Genomic DNA, 21,480 nt, shown 5'->3' with positions numbered 1-21,480 from the left:
TCTATGCTCATTTGCAAGACTATTCAAGCTTTATAATAACAAGGATAACACCATGTCTTGGTATTCCATTTTGCCGCCGCTGGTAGCAATTGCAATCGTCTTTTGGCGTAAAGAAGTGATCATGGCTCTGTTGTTGGCCGTGGCAACATCCGAGTTCTTACTGGCGATAAGTGGCGAGGGTAATACCTTATTCTATACCTTTATCAATACCATAGAGCGTGTGGTCGCGACTGCATCCTCGCCGGGTAACAGCCGTGTCATTCTCTTTAGCGTGCTTATTGGTGCGCTGCTCGCCTATATTCGCGAGTCCGGCGGCGTGGCCGCAACCGTGAACATGTTAATCGGCAAGGGCGTGGCCAAGTCAAAGCGCCAGGTGGGTTTTTTAACCATGTTTTCCGGCATAGCCGTGTTTATCGAGTCCAACCTCAGTGTGTTGACCGCGGGTATTCTTTCGCGCGGTCTTTTCGATAAGTTTAAAATGAGCCGTGCCCGTTTGGCCTATATTATCGACAGTACCAGTGCCCCCGTATGTATCCTGATTCTGCTTAATGGTTGGGGCGCCTATGTGCTCGGGCTGTTGAGCAACTATGAATTGGAGCAATCGGCGGTCAGTATTTTATGGGGCAGTGTTGCCTATAACTTTTATGCGATTATCGCCTTGTTGATCGTCGCCTACACCATCGCCTTTGATAAGGTGCATGGTCCTATGAAGGAAGCGGAGCAAAAGCTGGAACGTTTGGAAGTGAATGTGCCCACCGAGGCCGACAAGGGCACCAAGGCCCGCTTTATGTTGGTGCCTTTATTGACCCTGGTGGTGTCCATGGTCGGCTTTATGTTCTGGACCGGCAATGGTGATATCGCCTCCGGCAGTGGCTCTAAGTCGGTACTTTACGCCACCATCTTATCCTGTGTTGTGGCCTATTTCCTGCTGAGTGCCAGCAAGCTTTTCAGCCACCATAAATTGGTTGAAATGGGCTTTAAGGGCATGGGGGAGTTATTGCCTCTGGTGGCCATAGTCTTGTTATCCATGACCTTGGGCGCCAGCCTGAAAGAGCTTGGAACCGGCGTTTTTGTGGCCTCCCTGGTGGGTGATTACTTACCTATCACCTTGGTGGTGCCCATGCTGTTTTTAACCGGTGCGGTGATCTCCTTTACCACGGGTACCTCCTGGGGCACCTTTGCTATTTTGATCCCCATTGGTGTGCCCTTAATTCAGGCCCTGGGGTTACCTCCTGCGCTGGTGCTCGGTGCTATTTTGGGTGGCGGTGTATTCGGTGATCACTGCTCGCCAATCTCAGATACCAGTGCGGTGTCGGCCATTGCCTCCGGCTGTGACTTGCTTACCCATGTTAAAACCCAGATGCCTTATGCCCTGGTGGGTGGTGCTTTAACCCTGGTTGCTTACTTCCTGGTGAGCCTGGCAATACTTTAAAAGACAGGCTAAGTCGGCGTTAACATAGCGCTATTTATTGCCAACAGGCGGGGGTATAATGCCCCCGTTTTTTATTTTCATTAGGGTGCCCAGCATGACCTTGGAACAGATAGATAAAACCCGCTACCGCAAACATCTTAATATAGTGATAGTCGCCTGTATCGCAGCCTTAGTAGTGGGGAGTTTAGGTATCGCCCGGTTGTTGATCCTTGCCCTGCCAAGTGACAGCGGCAGCCATTTCCATTGGAACCTGCTGGGTGTTGTGGTCAGCTGTATCGCCATAGGTTTTGCTCTTAAACGTGTCGAGCATCATCCCTTTATGACCGAGGTGGTGTATGTATGGCGCTTGAAGCAGGCGCTTAATCAGATCACCCGCAAGCTGCGCAAGATTAAGGCGGCGGCGGAGCAGGGCGATGTGCAGGCCATGCATGCGCTGCAATTTAATTACGCCGGTTCAAGGCAGTTATGGCAGCTTGATGATAACACCATCACCATGGATGAATTGGCCATCTCCCAGGCTCAGCTCGATACCCTGGCCGAGCGTTACAATGTCGAAGCCGACGCCAGCCGTTATCAGAGCGAGTACCTTAAACAGCTGTAATCCGCATGTAAGGCGGTTGAAAACACCCGCCATCTCCCCTAGTCTGGGACTCAATATAACAATTATAAAGAGTGTTCCAGTGCAGTATTGGCAGTATCTCAAGGCCTTAGGGCCAGGCATTTTAATGGCGACCGCAGCAATCGGCGGTTCGCATCTGGTGGCTTCAACTCAGGCCGGAGCCTTATTCGGTTGGCAAATGATAGGGCTTATCCTGGCCGTAAACCTACTGAAGTATCCGTTTTTCCGTTTCGGTGTTGAATACACATTAGTCACAGGCAATAACCTGGTGGCCGGTTATAAGAGCCAGGGTCCCTGGTATTTTTACTGCTTTTTTGCCCTCAATATTATCGCCGCCATAGTCAATACCGCCGGGGTGCTGTTGTTGACTGCGGCGCTGTTGCATTATGTGGTCGGTGGTGCCCTTAGCATGACGGTGCTGTGCATCATTATTCTGCTATTTTGCCTGACCCTCTTGGTGCTTGGGCATTATCAGGCCCTCGACAGTGCTGCCAAGTGGATTATGGCGGTGCTGGCCATCAGTACCATAGCCGCGCTAGTGATAGCTTTGCTTAAAAGCGGTGGTGTGCCCATGAATGCGGCCGCTGATTTCACCCCGCCCGACCTGCTGTCGCTGACGGCCTTAAGTTTTATTGTGGTCTTGATGGGCTGGATGCCGGCACCGATTGAAATTTCCGTGGCGAGCTCTTTGTGGTTGCAGGCGAAGCGACAGCAAACCGAGGTGCCTCTAAAGGCAGGGCTGTTCGATTTTAACTTTGGCTTTATCGTCACCGCATTACTGGCACTGGTGTTTTGCTCCCTAGGAGTGCTCATCCAGTATGGCGGCAATACGCAAATAGCCCTAGCCGGGGTGGCCTTTGCCCAGCAGCTGATCGATATGTACACCAATACCATGGGCGAGTGGTCGCGTTGGCTTATCGCTACCGTGGCCTTTTTATGTATGCTGGGGACTTCGTTAACTGTACTCGATGGCTATGCGCGGACCTTGTATACCGGCACCAAGCTGATGCCAAACTGGTCGTTGCCAAAGCATTTAAATACCTGGCTGATCATGCAGGCGGTGGCGGGGATGGCGGTGATCCTGTTTTTCAAAAGCAATTTGAAAGAGATGCTGACTTTTGCCATGACCCTAGCATTTTTAACCACGCCGGTATTTGCCTGGTTGAATATGCGCCTGGTGCGCCAAACCAAGATTAAACAGCCGCTGTGGTTGCGGCTGTTAACCTGGTTGGGATTGATATACCTAGTCGGCTTTAGCCTTGGGTTTATCGGCCTGCAGATTTGGCAGCGCTGGGGATAAATCTAGGTCAGCATTTTTATTGCTGCGCTGATGCCATCCAGGGTCAGGGGAAACATACGGCTTTGTTCGCCCTTGGCCATTAACTGGTCGATCATCTCGATGGAATGATAGTAGCGCCAATGCGTCTGTGGCTGTGGATTCAGCCATACCACCTTATCGAAATGCTGGGTGATGCGCTGCAGCCAGGCGGCGCCGGGCTCCTCATTCCAATGCTCCACACTGCCACCGGGGTAGGCGATTTCGTAAGGCCCCATGGTGGCATCGCCGACAAAGATAACCTTGTAATCGCGGCCAAAACGCTGCATCAGGCTGTGGGTGTCAATCTTCTGGTCATAACGTCGGGCGTTATCCTGCCACACCTGCTCGTAAACACAGTTATGGAAATAGAAAAACTCCAGGTGTTTAAACTCGCCATGGGCGGCGCTAAATAACTGCTCGCACAGTTGAATATGGTCGTCCATGGAGCCACCGATATCGAACAACATGATCACATTGACGGCATTATGGCGCTCCGGTGCCATTTTCACATCCAGCATACCCCCTTGTTTGGCGGTGGCGGCAATGGTGGCGCCTAAGTCCAGGGTATCGCTGGCTCCGCTGCGGGCAAAGCGGCGCAGTTTTTTCAGTGCCAGTTTCATGGTCCGCGAGCTGATATCGGCCTCGCTGTCGAGGTTACGGTACTGGCGTTTATCCCACACCTTAACGGCGCGGCGTTGGCGCGAGCCGGGTTGACCGATTCGCACTCCCTCCGGGTTATAGCCATAGGCGCCAAAGGGCGAGGTGCCGCCTGTGCCTATCCATTTATTGCCGCCGGCATGGCGTTTTTGTTGCTCTTCGAAGCGCTTTCTAAGTTCTTCCATCAGCTTTTCGAGGCCGCCCATGGCCTCGAGTTGGCGTTTCTCTTCGGCGCTCAGCTGTTTTTCAAACTCCTTGCGCATCCAGTCCTCGGGAAGCTGGTATTGTGCCTTCAAAGCGTCAAGCAGGTCGATATCCTCAATGCCACAAAAGTAATCGGCGAAGGCCTTGTCGAAGCGGTCAAAATGAGTTTCATCCTTCACCATTATGGTACGGGCGAGATGATAAAAGGCTTCGCTGTCGGCAAACACCACCCCGGCCTGTAATGCACCAATGAGGTCGAGCAACTCTCGCAGGCTTACCGGCAGGCGGTATTTTCTTAAGGTGAAGAAAAACTCGATGAGCATTAGCGGCGACTCATAAAGGCCAGTTTTTCAATCAAGGAAACGTCTTGCTCATTTTTCAATAGAGCACCAAAGAGCGGCATAAGTCCGCCTTTAGTGGCGCTGCCATGTAAAACCTCGGGCGCTATGTCTTCGGCCATCAAGAGCTTAAGCCAGTCCAACAGCTCGCTGGTGGAGGGCTTTTTCTTCAGTCCGTCGACCTGACGCAAACCAAAGAAGACCTCTAAGGCTTCACGCAAGAGCTTTTGTTTGATATCCGGGTAGTGTACGGCGACGATTTTGTGCATTTCCTCGGCGCTGGGAAAATCGATGTAATGGAAGAAACAGCGGCGCAAAAAGGCATCCGGCAGTTCTTTTTCGTTGTTTGAGGTAATGATCACTATCGGACGTTGCTCGGCACGGACGCGCTCACCGGTCTCATAAACGAAGAACTCCATTTTATCGAGCTCTAACAAGAGGTCGTTGGGGAATTCGATATCGGCCTTGTCTATTTCGTCTATCAGCAGCACCGGGCGCGGCTCGTTCTCCTTGGCGCCAAAGGCCTGCCACAGCTTGCCTTTAACTATGTAATTGCCGATATCATGCACGCGCTCGTCGCCCAGTTGTGAGTCGCGCAGGCGCGACACCGCATCGTACTCATACAGACCTTGCTGGGCTTTGGTGGTGGACTTGATATGCCATTGGATCAGTTCGCTGCCGATACTTTTCGCCAGCTCTTCGGCTAACAGGGTCTTCCCCGTGCCGGGTTCACCTTTTATCAAAAGCGGTTTTTCTAAGGCGATGGCGGCATTGACCGCCTGTTTCAGGGCGCTACTGGCAATATAATGGTCGGTTGAATCAAAATGCACGTGGAAATTCCTAACACTGGTCAGACATCGAATTAGCCTAGTCTGCCATAGTTGGCATTTACTACCAAGTCGGCTTGTGACAGCGCCGCCACAGATGCGTATAATGCTCCCATTAAACGAGTGCAGCAGGCATAAGCACGAATGAACTATCTTCCTTTGGATGACTACGCCAAGGCGTGGGTGTTTCGACACCAAGAACTTTTAATTCCGGCGCCACAATTGGCGCAGATCAAACCCATGACCGCCACCCGTGCGGCGGTGTTGTGGACCACTTTTATCAGTCGAGACAAAGATCACCCGGACTTTTTCACCGACGCCGATTGGGTCAAACAGGCGCAGCACTGGCCCCATGAAGACGTGTTTTGGGAACGGGCGTTTGAAGCCGGTGACGCTATTCCCGAGGGGATCCTGGCTCACCTGGACTGGCAGGATAACACTACCGTGTATTTCTGTATTAGTCGTGACGAGGTCATCGAAACTCGTTTCGATGTGTTTAAGCAACACTGGCAGAACTTTATGTTCTTAGCCGATGGCAGCTTTTTAATTGGTAAAAAACGCCCGCAGGTGGTGCAGTTTTTAGAGTCGGGCTTTGCCCGCCTGGGCCAACAGCCAGGGTAATTTATAGAGCCTCCCCATTGCGCTTCTCAAATTTTGCGCAACTATGGTATAAACTTAAGCACAACCAGTGGGAGGCAATGTGCGGCAACAACCATCGCAGCAAGCAGATTTATTTGCACTCGATCAACAGCGAGTGCTGTATGCCGAATTGTGCAATGCCTTCTACGCTCGCGAGTTGCACCGCATAAGTCAGCAATTAACGCATCAAGGCGATGGCACACGCTTGGCCCGTTTGCTCGACAGTCTGCCTTATTACGTGGAACGCGCCGCCTTTCATATAGTTCATGGTCATTGCCCGTTAACCTTGGATGGGCAAAATGGCAGTTGGATAGCCAAACAGGCGAGTAAACCGCCACAAAGCGATAAATCGGCTAATTTAGCCTTCTTTAGCGCTTATGCCGAAGTCGGTATTTTAGTACCATTACTGGTTACGCAGGGGCGATTGCAATTTGTGATGCTCGACACCCTAGATCAAGTTAGCAGCAACCGCTTGCATTGTAATCAGGCGGGCTGGTTTGATCTCGACGGCCAATATCGCGACACGCGATTAAGCTCGGCCCAGGACGTGCAGTTACTGGTACCCAGTAAAAAACATTTTACCCCGGCTTGTTGTGGTCATCGTTGGCAACAATTTAAGGTGACCTCACCACGGACTTTGAGTCTAAGAGAAATGCTATTAACAACACGAATTAACTGGAAAAACTTTAAGCAACCACTGCCGATGAAGGAAAGCTAATGCGATTATTCCAATTAGGTTTGTTGGCATTGTTGCTGTATCTGCAATACTTGTTGTGGTTTGGTCACAACGGCATCGAAGACTATAGCCGTTTAACCAAGGCGGTGGCCAATCATGAGCAAACGAATCAGCAATTAAATAAGCGTAACAAGTTACTCGAAGCCGATATACAAGATTTAAAACTGGACTTGGAAGGGGTGGAAGAGCGTGCCCGTCATGAGCTGGGTATGATCAAGCCCGGAGAAGTGTTTTATCGGGTGTTACCGAGTAAACAATCTGAGTCAAAATAATAACGCAAAGTAGTTATATGAGTGAAAATCACGGCATTATTGCCATAGTGCCCGCCGCCGGAGTTGGCGCGCGGATGCAATCTCAACGCCCTAAGCAGTACTTGCAATTACAGGGCAAAACCGTGCTGGAGCACAGCCTGAATAAGCTCGCCCAGGTGGCGGCGCGGTAGAGTATTACCGTGGCCATAGGCGCCAATGACGAGTATTTCGCCGAGCTGCCCATAGACTCCCAATTTGTGCATACCGTAATTGGTGGCAAAGAGCGCGCCGATTCCGTGCTTGCCGCCCTTGATGCCCTTGAAGCAAATCCACCCAAGTGGGTGCTAGTGCATGACGCCGCTAGGCCCTTGGTGAGCCCCGCCGATATCGAACGTTTAATAAATGAGTGCCAGCACCATGGCGAGGGCGGCATACTGGCCGCCAAGGTGCGCGACACCATAAAGCGCGGTGACAGTCATGTGCAGCAAACCATAGAGCGCGAGCATCTTTATCAGGCGCTGACCCCTCAGTTTTTCCCTTATACCCAATTACGCCAGGCATTGCGTGATGCCTTAGCCTGTGGCGCTACCATTACCGATGAGGCATCGGCGATGGAATGGGCTGGGCACCCGGTGCGTTTAATCGCCGGTCGCAGCGACAATTTTAAGTTGACCACCCCAGAAGATCTGCAACTTGCCGACTTCCTGTTAGGGCAACAAATGACGGAGATTTTATGATTCGAATAGGCCATGGTTTTGACGTACATAGTTTTGGCGGTCATGGGCCGCTTACTATCGGCGGCGTAAAGGTCGATTATGAACAAGGCTTTATCGCCCACTCAGATGGTGATGTGGCTATTCATGCCTTGTGTGATGCCTTGCTTGGCGCCATGGCAATGGGCGATATAGGCAAGCATTTTCCCGATACCAGCGAAGAATTTGCCGGCATCGACAGCCGTATTCTGCTGCGCCGAGTCATGGCCGAGGTGCATGATCGCGCCTTTGTAGTGGCGAATGTCGACCTTACCATAGTGGCGCAAGCGCCAAAAATGCGCCCGCATATTGATGCCATGCGCGCTTGCCTGGCGGCGGATCTGGCGGTCAGTTTAGATCAGGTTAATGTCAAAGCCACCACCACTGAAAAGCTCGGGTTTACCGGACGTAAAGAGGGTATTGCCGCCCACGCGGTAGCGCTTTTGGTGCAGCAACCATGAAGCAAGAGCCTTCAGCACCTAGGCAAAAAGAGCCAGCAGCGGAGCGCACACAAGAGCCATTAGCCTCGCTGCAGTATTTATACGGCAAGCCTACCGCCAAGGCGGTATTTAAGCGCCTGCCGGAAGACTTTATGGTTGATGAAGAGCTGGGCTTTGAGCTTGATGGCAGTGGCGAGCACGTGTGTTTGCATGTGATCAAGCGCGGTATCAATACCGTCAATGTAGCCAAGAAAATCGCCAAATTTGCCAAGGTAGCGCCGCGTGAGGTCAGCTACGCCGGACAAAAAGACCGCCAAGGTGTGTGTTCACAATGGTTTAGCGTGCCCGTGCCCATTAAACAGGAGCTCGACTTTAGCGCCCTCAACGATGAGCAAATCTTTGTAGCCAAACAGGTGCGCCATGGTCGCAAGCTGCGTACCGGATGCCATAAGGGCAACCGTTTTACCATAGTGCTGCGTGAGGTGAGCGAGCCACTGGCAGTGCTCAGTCGCATCAATGCGGTGCGCCAAGGAGTGCCTAATTACTTTGGCGAGCAACGCTTTGGTCACGATGGCCATAACCTGGTGATGGCCGAGCGTATGTTTGCCGGCGAGCAGATCCGTGACCGTAAACTAAGGTCTATGGTGATCTCTGCCGCCCGCTCTTATATTTTTAACCAGATAGTCAGCCTGCGCGTGGCCGAGCATGGTCTTGCCAAAACCCTGCAACATGAAGTCTTTATGCTCAGTGGCAGTAACGCATTTTTTACCGATGCCATCACCCCACAAAACATTACCCGATTGGTGGAAGGTGACATCGAGTTGTCGGCGCCCCTGGTGGGTAAGGGCGATAAGGGCCTGGTTGAAGAAGAGCAACATTGGTTGCAGCCTTATCATGACTGGTGTCAGGGTTTGGCGGAGATAGGTTTAAAAACCGAGCGCCGCATGTTGCGCTTATATCCCGAGAATTTACAGGTGAAAATGCCAAGCAGTGATTCGATTGAGTTGAGCTTTTCACTGAAAAAAGGGTGTTTTGCCACTGCGTTGTTACGAGAATTGGTGGATTACCGCCAGTGCGAAAACAGTATTGCAAGGAGTCATGATGAAGATATTGCTGAGCAATGATGATGGCGTACATGCCAAGGGTATAGCGGCCCTGCATCGGGCCTTAAAGGAGATTGCCAGCGTCGATGTGGTCGCCCCGGATCGCAATTGCAGCGGCGCCAGTAACTCGCTCACATTAATGAATCCATTGCGGGCGCAAAAATTAGAGAATGGCTTTATCAGTGTCAATGGTACCCCCACTGATTGCGTTCATGTGGCCCTCAATGCGCTCTTGCCTGAGCAGCCGGATCTGGTGGTGGCCGGCATTAATCATGGTGCCAATTTAGGGGATGATACCCTGTATTCGGGCACGGTAGCCGCCGCTACCGAAGGGCGCCATATGGGTCTGCCCGCCATTGCCGTGTCCCTGGTCGGCCATGATTGCAAACACTTTGAAACTGCCGCTAAGGTGACGGTGGATATAATCACTAAGTTGAGAAGTCACCCCTTACCCAATGATCAAATCATCAACATCAATGTTCCCGATGTCCCTTACGACGAACTCAAGGGCGTTAAGGTCACCCGCTTGGGTGCCAGACATAAGGCCGAAACCATGACAGTACAGCGTGACCCTTGGGGTCGTGTAGTGTATTGGTATGGTTCTCTTGGGCCTGAGCTTGACGCCGGTGAGGGCACTGATTTTGCGGCCATTCGCCAAGGCTATGCCTCGGTTACGCCCTTGAGCGTAGACATGACAGCTAAAGAAAGCATTGCCCCTTTACAGCATTGGTTAGCGGAGCTGGAAAATGATCACTAATTATCAGCGTAGCGCCGGCTCTTTGGTCAAGCTGCTGGCTCAGGAAGGCATTAGCGATGAGCAAGTGTTAGAGGCGATGGCAAAAACGCCGCGCCATTTGTTTATCGATGATGTATTGCAACATAAGGCCTATCAAAATACCGCCCTACCTATCGGCCAGGGGCAAACCATTTCTCAGCCTTATATTGTGGCGCTGATGACTCAGGTATTACGCCAGCACGGGGTGCGCGATAAGGTACTGGAAATTGGCACCGGCTCGGGCTATCAAAGTGCCATATTGGCGCAGTTGTTCGATAAGGTGTACTCGGTGGAGCGCATCAAGGCCCTGCAATGGCAGGCGAAACGACGCTTACATCAGCTCGACTTGTATAATGTGACCATGAAACATGGCGATGGCTGGAAAGGCTGGGCCTCGCAAGCGCCGTTTCAGGGTATTATCGTCACCGCCGCGGCGAAAAGCGTGCCGCAGCAGTTGCTGGAGCAGCTCGATGAAGGCGGGGTCATGATAATTCCCATTGGCGATGCAGAGCAAAAATTGATGCTGTATACTCGCTGCGAAAATGAGTTTAAACAACAAGTCATAGCCCATGTACGTTTCGTACCCTTGGTGCCTGGCGATATAATTTAAGGATATTCTTTGCGCCTCTTTACTGCTTTGTACGACGCCGCGCTGCGTTGGGCAAGACATCGCCATGCTGAGCGTTATCTTGCTGGAATGAGTTTTGCCGAATCGGTATTCTTTCCCGTGCCCCCGGATGTGATGCTGGCCCCCATGTGTTTAGCCAAGCCGACAACGGCCTGGCGATTTGCCCTGCTGACTACCTTGGCCTCGGTGATCGGCGGTATTTTGGGGTATGCCCTGGGATATTGGCTTTTTGAGCCTGTGGTCGAGCCCTTGATTGCTTCCATGGGTTGGCAGGATAAGTTTGATCATGCCCTGGCCTGGTTTAAGGAATACGGCATCTGGGTGGTGTTTATCGCCGGTTTCTCGCCCATTCCCTATAAGGTCTTTACCATAGGCGCAGGCCTGTTGCAGATGGCATTTTTGCCTTTTTTACTGGCCTCGGCCATAGGTCGTGGAGCGCGTTTCTTCCTGGTGGCAGCGCTGATGAAATGGGGCGGCGCACGCATGGAAGAAAAGTTGCGCCAGTATGTGGAAGTTCTAGGCTGGCTTGTCGTGGGCCTGGCAATCGTTTTATATTTAGTGCTCCGCTAGCTAATGGAAGGGCGCTGCATGAGTTTCAAAAACACCAGTTTATTACTGCTGGTTTCTTTTGTTATCAGCGCCTGCACCTCCCGTACTGGGCCGGCACCAGTTTCCTCCCTGGAAACTGGTCAGGCCAAAGTGACACGTAAAATTCATATAACCGGTGAGCATTACCGGGTGCAAAAAGGCGATACCCTCTACTCTATTGCGTTTAGTGCAAAAAAGGACGTTCGCGAAGTCGCGCAAATAAACGGCATTAAACCTCCCTATACCATTTATCCCAATCAACTCATTTACCTAGAATCACAGTGGCTAAAAAAGAAAAAGCGGGAAAGATACCTTAATTCGAGTAAAAAGCCTAGAGAAACAAGACAAAAAACAGGCGGAAATTTCAAGAAAGAGGTTGCTAAGCCAGTGCAACGGGAGTATGTTCAAAATGCAACTGGTAAAAAAAATGTTAGCAAATCATCAGGAGTTGCTAACAAACTAAAGTGGAAATGGCCCACCCAGGGGAAAGTAACGCAAGGTTTCTCCAACCGTGAGAATGGCTTCAAGGGATTGCAAATAGCGAACAAAACAGGAACGGCTATCTCGGCAGCTCTTGATGAGCCAAAAGAGGAGCTTCTTGAGGAGGTTGAGGACGATAGTGACGATGAATTGTTTGCCAAAGACGACAATGTCAAAAACCTCGACGCCACGCAATTATATTTAGGTGAAATTGGCTTCTCGCCGCTGCTAAGTGCCGAAGAAGAAGTCTATTTTGCCCGCAAGGCGCTGCGCGGTTGTGAAGCATCACGCAAACGCATGATCGAAAGTAACTTGAGGCTGGTAGTAAAAATCGCCCGCCGTTACAACAATCGCGGCCTGGCATTACTGGATCTGATTGAAGAGGGTAACCTGGGTCTGATCCGAGCGGTGGAAAAGTTTGACCCGGAACGGGGTTTTCGCTTTTCAACCTATGCCACCTGGTGGATACGCCAAACCATAGAGCGGGCGATCATGAACCAAACCCGCACCATACGCCTACCTATTCACGTAGTTAAAGAACTTAACGTCTACTTACGCACCGCCCGCGAGTTAACGCAGCAATTGGACCATGAGCCCACCGCCGAAGAAATAGCCGAGCGTTTGGATAAACCGGTGGAAGACGTAACTAAGATGTTGCGTTTGAATGAAAAAATTTCTTCCGTCGACACCCCGATCGGGGGCGATAATGACAAGGCATTGCTCGATATCATTGCCGATGAAAAGGGTCGCGGCCCAGAAGGGGAAGTGCAGAATAACGATATTAACAGCCATATTGTGCACTGGCTCGATGAGCTAAACCCGAAGCAAAGGGAAGTGTTAGCACGTCGCTTCGGTTTACTGGGCTATGAGCCTTCTACATTAGAAGATGTAGGCCGTGAAATTGGCCTGACCCGTGAGCGGGTACGGCAAATTCAGGTAGAAGCGCTGCGCCGTCTTAAAGACATGCTGCAACATGAAGGGCTGAATACCGAAAGCTTGTTCGAACAGATATAACTTCCCTAAGTTATTAAGATAAGAAAAAACGCCGCTAAATTAGCGGCGTTTTTGTGTTTTTAGATGGTCAATTTACAGCGACTTTAAATGATACAGGGCATCTAACGCCTGACGAGGAGTAAGCTCATCGGGATTGATCTCACCAAGCGCCACTTCGAGGGCGCTGGGCTCGGGCTCAGAGGGTAAGAGCTCAAGTTGATTTGCACCATTGCCGTTTGCTTGGCCATTGCCATTAGCGTTTAAGGCCGGCTGCTGCTCCAGCTGTTTAAGCTTGCGTTTGGCGTTGGTGATCACCGCCTTAGGCACACCGGCTAAAGCCGCCACCTGCAGGCCGAAGCTCTTACTGGCCGGCCCTTCCAATACCTTATGCATAAAGGCTATGGTGTCGTTGTGCTCAATGGCATCTAGGTGCACATTGACCAGTCCCGACTCCTGCTCCGCCAGTTCGGTGAGCTCAAAATAATGGGTTGCGAACAAGGTCTTGGCGTTGATCTTATGCGCCAGGTAATCCGCCGTGGCATAGGCTAGGGAGAGACCGTCATAGGTGCTGGTACCGCGGCCAATTTCATCCATTAATACCAGAGAATGCTGACTGGCATTATTTAAAATGGTGGCGGTTTCCGTCATCTCCACCATAAAGGTTGAGCGCCCGGAGGCCAGGTCATCGCTGGCGCCGATACGGGTAAATATACGGTCTACTGTGCCTATATTAGCGCTCGCAGCGGGCACATAACAGCCGATATGAGCCATCAGCACGATCAGAGCAGTTTGGCGCATATAGGTTGATTTACCACCCATGTTTGGGCCAGTTATCATCAACATGCGACGCTGATTATTGAGTTCTATGGGGTTGGCGATAAAGGGGTCGCGCATCACCTGCTCGACCACAGGGTGGCGACCTTCGCTAATGCTGATGGCATCGCCTTCATCGAGCGCCGGCTTGCAATAGTTCAGGGTCAGCGCCCGCTCGGCAAAGTTATTGAGTACATCGAGCTCACTTAGGGATGCCGCTAAACGCTGTAAGCGCTCCAAGTGCGGGGCGATTAGTGTGAATAACTCTTCATAAAGCTGCTTTTCCAGCGCCAAGGCCTGAGACTGACTGCCTAGCACCTTGTCCTCATGCTCTTTAAGCTCGGGAATAATATAGCGCTCGTTGTTTTTCAGGGTTTGACGGCGAATATAATGCGCCGGCACCAGGTGCGAGTTGGCGCGGCTAATATCGATATAAAAGCCATGCACCTTGTTGTAGCCGATTTTTAAGGTGCTGATCCCAGTGACTTCGCGCTCACGCTCTTCCATGGCTTCGAGTACATCGGTGGCACCTTGGGAGAGGTTGCGCCAATGGTCGAGCTCTTGGTTATAGCCTTCGGCAATCACGCCGCCGTCGCGAATAAGCACCGGCGGGTTATCGATAATGGCGCGCTCAAGCAAGTGCAAAAGCTCATCGTTGGGCTCACAGGCGTTGGCGATTTGTGCCAGACGTCGTTGCGAGGCGGTGCCGAGCAGGCCCTTTAATTCCGGCAACTGTTGCAGCGCCGAGCGTAAACGGGACAGATCTCTGGGTCTGGCGTTGCCCAATGCTAAGCGAGCTACGATACGCTCGATATCGCCGACATTGCGCAGCAAGGGATGGAGCTCAAGGTGCCAGCCCTGGTCGATCAGGGTTTCGATGGCATCAAGGCGTTGGCTCAACTCGTCGCGGCAGCGTATCGGGTTATGAATACGGCGCTTAAGCAGGCGCGAGCCCATGGGCGTGGCGGTTTTATCCAAAACGGCCGCCAGGGTGTTTTCAATGCCACCGCTAAGGTTTTGGGTGAGCTCGAGGTTTTTTCGGGTGGCGCTGTCGAGCACCACGGCTTGACTGTCTTGCTCCAGACTGATGGCATTGATATGGGGCAATGCGGTGCGCTGGGTGTCTTTTACGTATTGCAGCAAGCAACCGGCCGCCACTAATCCCAGCTTGGCATCATTAACGCCAAAACCAATCAGGTCTTGGGTGCCAAACTGCTGGCACAGGGAAGTGATGGCGGTGTCCAGGTCGAACTCCCATTCCGGGCGACGGCGCATGCCCTTGATATGCTCAATAAGCCTGATATCGCTGAAGCCTTCCGAATACAGCAGCTCAGCTGGGTTAAGGCGTTGCAGGGTCGATTTAAAGGCGTCGGCGTCGGCACACTCGACGATATTAAAGCGTCCGGAATTAATATCCAGATAGGCCACACCAAAATAGTCGCCAGTGCCTTGGCACACACTGACCAGCAAGTTGTCCTGACGCTCGTTAAGCAGGGCTTCGTCGGTTACCGTGCCCGGGGTGACGATACGCACTACCTTGCGTTCAACCGGGCCCTTGCTGGTGGCCGGATCGCCAACCTGCTCGCAAATGGCCACGGATTCGCCAAGCTGTACCAGGCGTGCCAGATAGTTTTCTACCGCATGATAGGGTACACCCGCCATAGGGATTGGATCGCCACCGGCTTTTCCTCGGTAAGTCTGCGAAATATCTAATAATTCTGCTGCGCGAATGGCATCATCGAAAAACACTTCATAGAAGTCCCCCATGCGATAAAAAAGTAAAATATCGGCATGTTGTGCCTTAATGCGCAAGTATTGCTGCATCATGGGGGTTTGTTGTTTTATATTATCTTCACTATAGAGATTTGCCGACATGCACTCACTCGAATAAGGATGGTTATGAACTTACAACAAAGGTTTACTGCCAATACACAAACCCTTGCCGCGCAACTGGGCGTTATTTTAACGGATAAGCAGATGATGATCACTACCGCTGAGTCCTGTACCGGCGGCGGTATTGCTTATGCCATTACCGACACCCCTGGAAGCTCGCGTTATTTTGCCGAAGCCGCGGTGACCTACAGCAATGAGGCTAAGCAAGAGCGCCTGGGTGTATCAGCGCAAACCCTGGCCCAATTTGGCGCCGTCAGCGAACAAACTGTGGTGGAAATGGCCCGCGGCGCAGCCCATGCGGCACAGGCGGATGTCGCCGTGGTGACCTCGGGCATTGCCGGTCCGGATGGCGGCAGCGATGATAAGCCGGTGGGGTTAGTATGGTTTGCCGTGTACTTTGATCAGCAGGTCTATACCGAAGAGCGCTATTTTATGGGGGATCGCGCCTATGTACGCGAGCAGGCTATCAGTCACGCCCTGAGCATGGTGGTAAAAATTTTAGAATCTGCTTGATACTGTAATTTCATACAGTATACTAAGGTTCATTAAGTCAAGCGTTAATACCAAGCATTATGAGCTTGGCGGTCAATGATTTTGGAGAAAATAATGAACGATAACAAGCAAAAAGCCTTAAGCGCTGCGCTTTCACAAATTGAGCGCCAATTTGGTAAAGGCTCAATCATGAAGCTAGGCGACAGCCAGGCTTTGGACGTTGAAGCCATTTCTACCGGTTCACTGGGTATTGATATTGCCTTGGGTATTGGCGGTCTGCCTACCGGCCGTGTAGTGGAAATTTATGGTCCGGAATCATCGGGTAAAACCACATTGACCTTGCAGGTTGTTGCTCAAGCCCAGCGCCAGGGTAAAACCTGTGCCTTCGTTGACGCCGAGCACGCCCTTGACCCGGTGTATGCCGAGAAGCTAGGCGTAAATGTTGATGAGCTACTTGTTTCTCAGCCAGACACGGGTGAGCAGGCGCTGGAAATTTGTGACATGCTGGTACGTTCGGGCGCCGTTGATGTAGTGATCGTCGACTCGGTAGCCGCACTAACACCAAAAGCAGAAATTGAAGGTGAAATGGGTGACAGCCACGTTGGTTTGCAGGCCCGTTTGATGTCACAGGCATTGCGTAAGCTCACCGGTAATATCAAGCGTTCAAACACCTTGTGTATCTTCATCAACCAAATCCGTATGAAGATAGGTGTGATGTTCGGCAACCCGGAAACCACCACAGGTGGTAACGCGCTGAAGTTTTATTCATCGGTTCGCCTTGATATTCGTCGCATCGGCTCGGTAAAAGACGGTGACGAAGTAGTAGGTAACGAAACCCGCGTTAAGGTAGTGAAGAACAAGGTAGCACCGCCGTTTAAGCAAGCCGAATTTATCATCATGTATGGTGAGGGTATCTCTAAAGAAGGTGAGCTTATCGACCTAGGCGTGAAGCACAAGCTGATTGAAAAATCAGGTGCCTGGTATAGCTACAATGGCTCGAAAGTAGGCCAGGGTAAGTCGAACTCGATTAAGTTCTTAAAAGAGAATGTCGAGATTGCCAATGAGATCGAAGGCAAGCTACGTGAAATGCTGTTGCTAAAGGCCACCATTAAGCCGGAAGAGGGTGAAGTAAACTCGCTTGCCGAAGAGGTGGATGCCGAGTAAGGCATAAAGAATAAGAGTAAGTAAAACCAGCCCCAGGGCTGGTTTTTTTATGCCTGTTCTATGACGTTACAAAATAAAAAAGCCGCCTCCCTTATAAAGGAATGGCGGCTTCTCTATGCTGAACGCAGTTAAAATGCGTACTTGGCGGAGAACTGCAGACGGTCTAAGTCGCCATCTGCACCACTTTCGGTTTCGCGCTCGGCATGCTTAAACTCGACCCCGAAGGTGAGTTTTTTCACCGGTGAGTACAGCAGGTTAGCACTGTAGCTTACGCTGCTTTCGGTGGGGTCGCCGCTATACGCGAGTAGGTGGGTATTGTTATCGGCGCTAAAGAAAGAATACAGGAAGGTAGAGCGCAGTTGCTCGTTCCAGTGGTGCTGATAGCCGATAAAACCTGAGGTAGAGTCTATGGCATCCAAGCCATCACCATCGTAAACGGCGCCATGGGCCACGTTTAAGCCAATATAGCGACCCAGACCCTTACCATGGGTCAGCATAAATTTAATGCTGTCTTGACCCAGGTTATAGCGCCCGGAAACACTGACACCATAAGAGGTTTCATCTTCGTCGGCGCCGCCTTGCTTGTAAGTGAGCTGGCGAGCCAAGCCGGTAACCACGATTTGGCCCCAATCGGCGTTATGGTTATAACGGGCGGTGAAATCCGGTAAGCTGGCATCATCGGTTTCGACACGGGCGCCGTTAACCGTAATGGTGCTTTCCGGGTTTTCAACGGAAAAGGCCCAGTTACCGATACTGTAGCGTGCCTGCGCCTGACGTACGAACACGGTACCTTCTGCCGGGCCAACAAAATCCAGGGTTTCCGGTAGGGCAGAAACGTTTTGGAAGTTTGACCAAGCCTGACCAAAGAGCCAGCCATCATAAGTGATATAAGCCTGACGAATACGCGGAGAGTAAGAGTTGGTAACGCGTTCGTTACCGCCAATAGAGGCAATAAAATCCAGCTCTATTTTGGTATCTATGTTCTTGCCGTTGTCTAGTTTGGTGCTGGTACCAAAGTTAAAACGGGATTGGCGCGCATGCATATCAAATACCGCATCGCTGCCATCATCATCGCCAACCGGCGTGGTGCTGGGCACATAAAAGTCGCGGCCAATGCTGTCGCCGGAAATGGTTCCAGCCGAGTAGTCGCTCCACATGGCATCAAGCTTAATATAGCCGCCGTAGCTGACTTCTGTATTGCCTATGGTGGCAGCCTGGGCACTGCCAATTGCCGTACATACCGCAAGTGCAGTCAGTGTTTTCATCATTAATTTTTGTGTTGTCATCATCTTATCCTGTTGCAAGCTAGCTCAGAAAAAATGGTCCTTGATGGCTTTTTAGGCAATTATCTATTGGTCGTACGACTAAGGTATAGCGAGCGAAAAAGGTGAAGTTTTTCACTAAGAGAAGCGGAGACTAAGAACGCCTCTGCGGGCTAATTTGGCTAAGTATTTCGCGCCATTTTTAGCAGGCGTTTTGGCGAAAACAGTGCTGTTTATAAAGATTTTATACTAAGGTCTAATACTGCAAGACGTGGCCCTGGGTAATGCTGTGGGCAGGCCTAAAGGCAACAAAAAATATGGAGACGGTTATGTCACAGAGCATTTATCCGGTTTTTGAAAACATCAAAAACAACGCATTAGTCGATAACGAAAAATACCAAGCTATGTATCAGCAATCCATCGACGACCCAGAAGCATTTTGGGCCGAGCACGGCCAGCGTCTAGATTGGATCACCCCTTACTCAAAAGTTAAAAATACCTCTTTCGATAAAGGCCATATCAGCATCAAATGGTTTGAAGACGGGCAACTAAACGCTTCTTACAACTGTATTGACCGCCATCTAAAAGATAAAGCCGATAAAACCGCGCTGATTTGGGAAGGGGATGACCCTAGCCAAAGCGAGCACATCAGCTATCAACAAGTTCATGACGAGGTGTGTAAACTGGCCAATGGCCTGCGCAAGCTCGGCGTACAAAAGGGCGACCGCGTTGCCATCTATATGCCGATGACACCACAAGCAGTCTACGCCATGCAGGCCTGTGCCCGCATTGGTGCGGTGCATTCCGTGGTGTTTGGTGGCTTCTCACCTTCGGCCATTGCCGATCGTATTAAAGACAGTGGCGCCAAGGTAGTGATCACTTCCGACGAAGGTCGCCGCGGCGGCAATTGTGTTCCGCTTAAAGCCAATGTTGATGAAGCGGTGAGCCAAGCCGGCGTCACTACGGTAGAGCATGTGATTGTGCATCAGCTGACCGGTGGTGAGGTGCAGTGGAATGATGTTGATGTCTGGTGGCATGACCTGGTTGCAGACTTACCAAGCACATGCGAGCCGGAAGTGATGAATGCCGAAGACCCGCTCTTTATCCTTTATACCTCGGGCTCGACGGGTCAACCTAAAGGTGTTGTACACAGCACAGGTGGTTACCTGGTTTACAGCTCCATGACGCACGAATATGTGTTCGACCTGCATGAGGATGATATCTACTGGTGTAGCGCCGATGTGGGTTGGATCACAGGTCACAGCTATATTGCCTACGGCCCTATGGTGAATGGTTGTACTCAGGTTATTTTTGAAGGCGTGCCTACTTACCCAAGTGCTGGCCGCATGGGTGAAATCGTCGATAAACATCAGGTTACTATTTTATATACCGCACCGACGGCCATTCGTGCGCTTATGGCTAAGGGCGACGAGCCTACCGCCAGCTCAACGCGCACCAGTTTGCGTGTATTGGGCTCTGTGGGTGAGCCAATCAACCCCGAAGCCTGGGCCTGGTATTATGAGCGTATTGGTAACAACCAGTGTCCTATCGTCGATACCTGGTGGCAAACGGAAACCGGCGGCATCATGATCACGCCATTGCCGGGCGCTACCGATATGAAGCCGGGCTCGGCAACCAGACCTTTCTTTGGTATCGCCCCGGCGCTATTTGACGCCGAAGGCAATACCCTTGAGGGAGCCGTGGATGGTAACCTGGTTATTCTTGATAGCTGGCCGTCGCAGGCACGTACCGTATATGGCGACCATGAGCGCTTTGAGCAAACTTATTTCTCTACTTATCCGGGAGTGTACTTTACCGGTGACGGTTGTCGCCGCGATGAAGACGGTTATTACTGGATCACAGGTCGTGTTGACGATGTACTGAACGTGTCTGGCCACCGCCTAGGTACGGCGGAAATTGAAAGTGCACTGGTTGCCCATGAGGCCGTGGCCGAAGCGGCTGTGGTGGGCTATCCGCACGATATCAAAGGCCAGGGTATTTATGTGTATATCACCCCTAACGAGGGTGTGGTGGTGAGCGACGAGCTGACCAAAGAGGTGCGGAATTGGGTTCGTAAAGAGCTTAGCCCTATTGCCTCGCCGGATATGATCCAATGGTCGCCGGGTCTGCCGAAAACGCGCTCGGGTAAGATTATGCGCCGTATTTTACGTAAGATCGCCGCAAATGAGCACCAGCAGCTGGGAGATACCTCAACTCTGGCCGATCCAAGTGTGGTTGATGAGCTTATTGAAAACCGCTTGAATCGTTAATTAATCGTTAAGAGCTTGATTAAAGAATGATTCTAAACGTAGACTATCGGCTATTACCTTAGGTAATGGCCGATTTTTTTTAGGAGCGCAGCATGAGTCAGTTTTTAATAGCGGACGATCACCCATTATTTAGAGAAGCCCTGAAAGGCGCGCTGACCAAGCAATTTGAGCCCTTGGAAGTGTTAGAGTCGGATACCTTCGACACTACCTTGGCGGTGCTTGATAAGCATGACGACCTGGATATCTTGCTGCTGATTTGCATATGCCGGGCAATGGCGACTTGTACGGCCTTATCCGTATTCGTGAAGATTATCCCGATTTACCCATAGCCGTGGTCTCTGGCAGTGAGGACTTGCAGGTAGTGTCTAAGGTCATGGGTTATGGCGCCATGGGCTTTATTCCCAAGTCGTCATCGGCTCAGGAAATCGCCGACGCCATCAATGAAATCCTCGAAGGTGAGGTGTGGTTGCCTGCTGATATCAAAGACAAGGTGGAAGCCATAAGTGGTGAAGACAAGCAGCTTGCGGCCCAGGTTGCATCATTAACGCCACAGCAGTATAGAGTTTTAAGTTATTTACACGAAGGTTTGCTCAATAAGCAAATCGCCTATGAGCTGAATATTTCCGAAGCCACGGTGAAGGCGCATATTACCGCCATCTTCCGTAAACTCGGGGTGTATAACCGCACTCAGGCGGTACTTATTGCCTCCAAGTTGCAGCTTGAGGCCATGGAAAGCCAACAATAAAGAAAAATAAGGCTAACAGGCAAGGCTAGGAGTGCCTTGCCAGCAAACACTGATCTAATCA

Annotated in this window: 19 protein-coding genes and 2 pseudogenes; 17 read left to right on the top strand and 4 right to left on the bottom strand. The window is 51.3% G+C overall.

Annotation, left to right across the window (positions count from 1 at the left end; genetic code table 11):
* Nucleotides 1–52 precede the first annotated feature (52 nt).
* From C2M35_RS01890 to C2M35_RS01880, 3 genes are all read left to right on the top strand, one after another.
* Nucleotides 53–1,432: a Na+/H+ antiporter NhaC family protein gene (locus tag C2M35_RS01890; protein ID WP_105200811.1), complete on the top strand. Its 1,380-nt coding sequence runs from the start codon at nucleotides 53–55 to the stop codon at nucleotides 1,430–1,432.
* 94 nt (nucleotides 1,433–1,526) lie between these two features.
* Nucleotides 1,527–2,033: a DUF3087 domain-containing protein gene (locus tag C2M35_RS01885; RefSeq protein WP_105213747.1), complete on the top strand. Its 507-nt coding sequence runs from the start codon at nucleotides 1,527–1,529 to the stop codon at nucleotides 2,031–2,033.
* Between the two features lie 124 nt (nucleotides 2,034–2,157).
* A complete protein-coding gene (locus C2M35_RS01880; RefSeq protein ID WP_105258603.1) occupies nucleotides 2,158–3,351 on the top strand; it encodes an NRAMP family divalent metal transporter in 1,194 nt (397 codons plus the stop codon).
* 2 nt (nucleotides 3,352–3,353) lie between these two features.
* Here the strand turns inward: C2M35_RS01880 and C2M35_RS01875 are convergent, their stop codons facing one another.
* On the bottom strand, nucleotides 3,354–4,553 hold the full coding sequence (locus C2M35_RS01875) for a vWA domain-containing protein (protein ID WP_105264473.1): 1,200 nt from the start codon (nucleotides 4,551–4,553) through the stop codon (nucleotides 3,354–3,356).
* Nucleotides 4,553–5,398 (bottom strand): AAA family ATPase, encoded by an 846-nt coding sequence (locus C2M35_RS01870; RefSeq protein ID WP_105200809.1) that lies wholly within the window; start codon nucleotides 5,396–5,398, stop codon nucleotides 4,553–4,555. Before C2M35_RS01870 ends, C2M35_RS01875 begins: the two co-directional genes overlap by 1 nt.
* Before the next feature lie 141 nt (nucleotides 5,399–5,539).
* On the opposite strand from C2M35_RS01870, the gene C2M35_RS01865 reads away from it, so the two are divergent.
* The 10 genes and pseudogenes from C2M35_RS01865 to rpoS all read left to right on the top strand — a co-directional run bounded on the left by C2M35_RS01865 (nucleotide 5,540) and on the right by rpoS (nucleotide 12,801).
* Nucleotides 5,540–6,016, top strand: a complete 477-nt coding sequence (locus C2M35_RS01865) for a DUF2947 family protein (protein ID WP_105213745.1) — start codon at nucleotides 5,540–5,542, stop codon at nucleotides 6,014–6,016.
* Nucleotides 6,017–6,095: 79 nt separating this feature from the next.
* Entirely contained in the window at nucleotides 6,096–6,752 is a 657-nt protein-coding gene (locus tag C2M35_RS01860) for a hypothetical protein (RefSeq protein WP_233999506.1), read from the top strand.
* A complete protein-coding gene (gene ftsB, locus C2M35_RS01855) occupies nucleotides 6,752–7,042 on the top strand; it encodes a cell division protein FtsB (protein ID WP_105200806.1) in 291 nt (96 codons plus the stop codon). The genes C2M35_RS01860 and ftsB overlap by 1 nt, the downstream gene beginning before the upstream one ends.
* A 17-nt stretch (nucleotides 7,043–7,059) precedes the next feature.
* Nucleotides 7,060–7,758, top strand: a pseudogene (gene ispD, locus C2M35_RS01850) (2-C-methyl-D-erythritol 4-phosphate cytidylyltransferase).
* Nucleotides 7,755–8,234 carry a 2-C-methyl-D-erythritol 2,4-cyclodiphosphate synthase gene (gene ispF / locus C2M35_RS01845; RefSeq protein WP_105200804.1) on the top strand — a complete coding sequence of 160 codons (480 nt, stop codon included), beginning with the start codon at nucleotides 7,755–7,757 and terminating at the stop codon, nucleotides 8,232–8,234. Before ispD ends, ispF begins: the two are co-directional and overlap by 4 nt.
* Complete coding sequence (gene truD, locus C2M35_RS01840) at nucleotides 8,231–9,337, top strand: tRNA pseudouridine(13) synthase TruD (RefSeq protein ID WP_105264472.1); 1,107 nt, start codon at nucleotides 8,231–8,233, stop codon at nucleotides 9,335–9,337. The genes ispF and truD overlap by 4 nt, the downstream gene beginning before the upstream one ends.
* On the top strand, nucleotides 9,315–10,073 hold the full coding sequence (surE, locus tag C2M35_RS01835; protein ID WP_105200802.1) for a 5'/3'-nucleotidase SurE: 759 nt from the start codon (nucleotides 9,315–9,317) through the stop codon (nucleotides 10,071–10,073). Before truD ends, surE begins: the two co-directional genes overlap by 23 nt.
* Complete coding sequence (locus C2M35_RS01830; protein WP_105200801.1) at nucleotides 10,063–10,701, top strand: protein-L-isoaspartate(D-aspartate) O-methyltransferase; 639 nt, start codon at nucleotides 10,063–10,065, stop codon at nucleotides 10,699–10,701. The genes surE and C2M35_RS01830 overlap by 11 nt, the downstream gene beginning before the upstream one ends.
* A gap of 9 nt (nucleotides 10,702–10,710) precedes the next feature.
* The gene (locus C2M35_RS01825) at nucleotides 10,711–11,289 is read left to right on the top strand and encodes a YqaA family protein (RefSeq protein ID WP_105200800.1); all 579 of its coding nucleotides are present in this window, start codon (nucleotides 10,711–10,713) and stop codon (nucleotides 11,287–11,289) included.
* Nucleotides 11,290–11,844: 555 nt separating this feature from the next.
* Complete coding sequence (gene rpoS, locus C2M35_RS15730; RefSeq protein ID WP_234000010.1) at nucleotides 11,845–12,801, top strand: RNA polymerase sigma factor RpoS; 957 nt, start codon at nucleotides 11,845–11,847, stop codon at nucleotides 12,799–12,801.
* Nucleotides 12,802–12,873: 72 nt separating this feature from the next.
* Here rpoS and mutS read toward each other — a convergent pair whose 3' ends face one another.
* Nucleotides 12,874–15,468, bottom strand: a complete 2,595-nt coding sequence (gene mutS / locus C2M35_RS01815) for a DNA mismatch repair protein MutS (protein WP_105264470.1) — start codon at nucleotides 15,466–15,468, stop codon at nucleotides 12,874–12,876.
* Nucleotides 15,469–15,492: 24 nt separating this feature from the next.
* On the opposite strand from mutS, the gene C2M35_RS01810 reads away from it, so the two are divergent.
* Nucleotides 15,493–15,999 carry a CinA family protein gene (locus C2M35_RS01810; RefSeq protein WP_105200796.1) on the top strand — a complete coding sequence of 169 codons (507 nt, stop codon included), beginning with the start codon at nucleotides 15,493–15,495 and terminating at the stop codon, nucleotides 15,997–15,999.
* 93 nt (nucleotides 16,000–16,092) lie between these two features.
* Nucleotides 16,093–17,142, top strand: a complete 1,050-nt coding sequence (recA, locus tag C2M35_RS01805) for a recombinase RecA (RefSeq protein ID WP_105190628.1) — start codon at nucleotides 16,093–16,095, stop codon at nucleotides 17,140–17,142.
* Between the two features lie 128 nt (nucleotides 17,143–17,270).
* On the opposite strand, the gene C2M35_RS01800 is transcribed toward recA, so the two are convergent.
* A complete protein-coding gene (locus C2M35_RS01800; protein WP_105213736.1) occupies nucleotides 17,271–18,428 on the bottom strand; it encodes a DcaP family trimeric outer membrane transporter in 1,158 nt (385 codons plus the stop codon).
* A 305-nt stretch (nucleotides 18,429–18,733) separates the two neighbouring features.
* Between C2M35_RS01800 and acs the strand changes: the two genes are divergently transcribed.
* Both acs and C2M35_RS01790 read left to right on the top strand, forming a co-directional pair.
* Complete coding sequence (gene acs / locus C2M35_RS01795) at nucleotides 18,734–20,674, top strand: acetate--CoA ligase (RefSeq protein ID WP_105264469.1); 1,941 nt, start codon at nucleotides 18,734–18,736, stop codon at nucleotides 20,672–20,674.
* 92 nt (nucleotides 20,675–20,766) lie between these two features.
* Nucleotides 20,767–21,419: pseudogene (locus C2M35_RS01790) on the top strand (LuxR C-terminal-related transcriptional regulator).
* The last annotated feature ends 61 nt before the right edge of the window (nucleotides 21,420–21,480 follow it).

Origin of the sequence: Pseudoalteromonas sp. T1lg76 (genome assembly GCF_002964725.1) — a bacterium.
Classification (GTDB): Bacteria; Pseudomonadota; Gammaproteobacteria; order Enterobacterales; family Alteromonadaceae; genus Pseudoalteromonas.
Note: the sequence above shows the minus strand (reverse complement) of the source record. Positions and strands in the feature narration are given on the sequence as shown.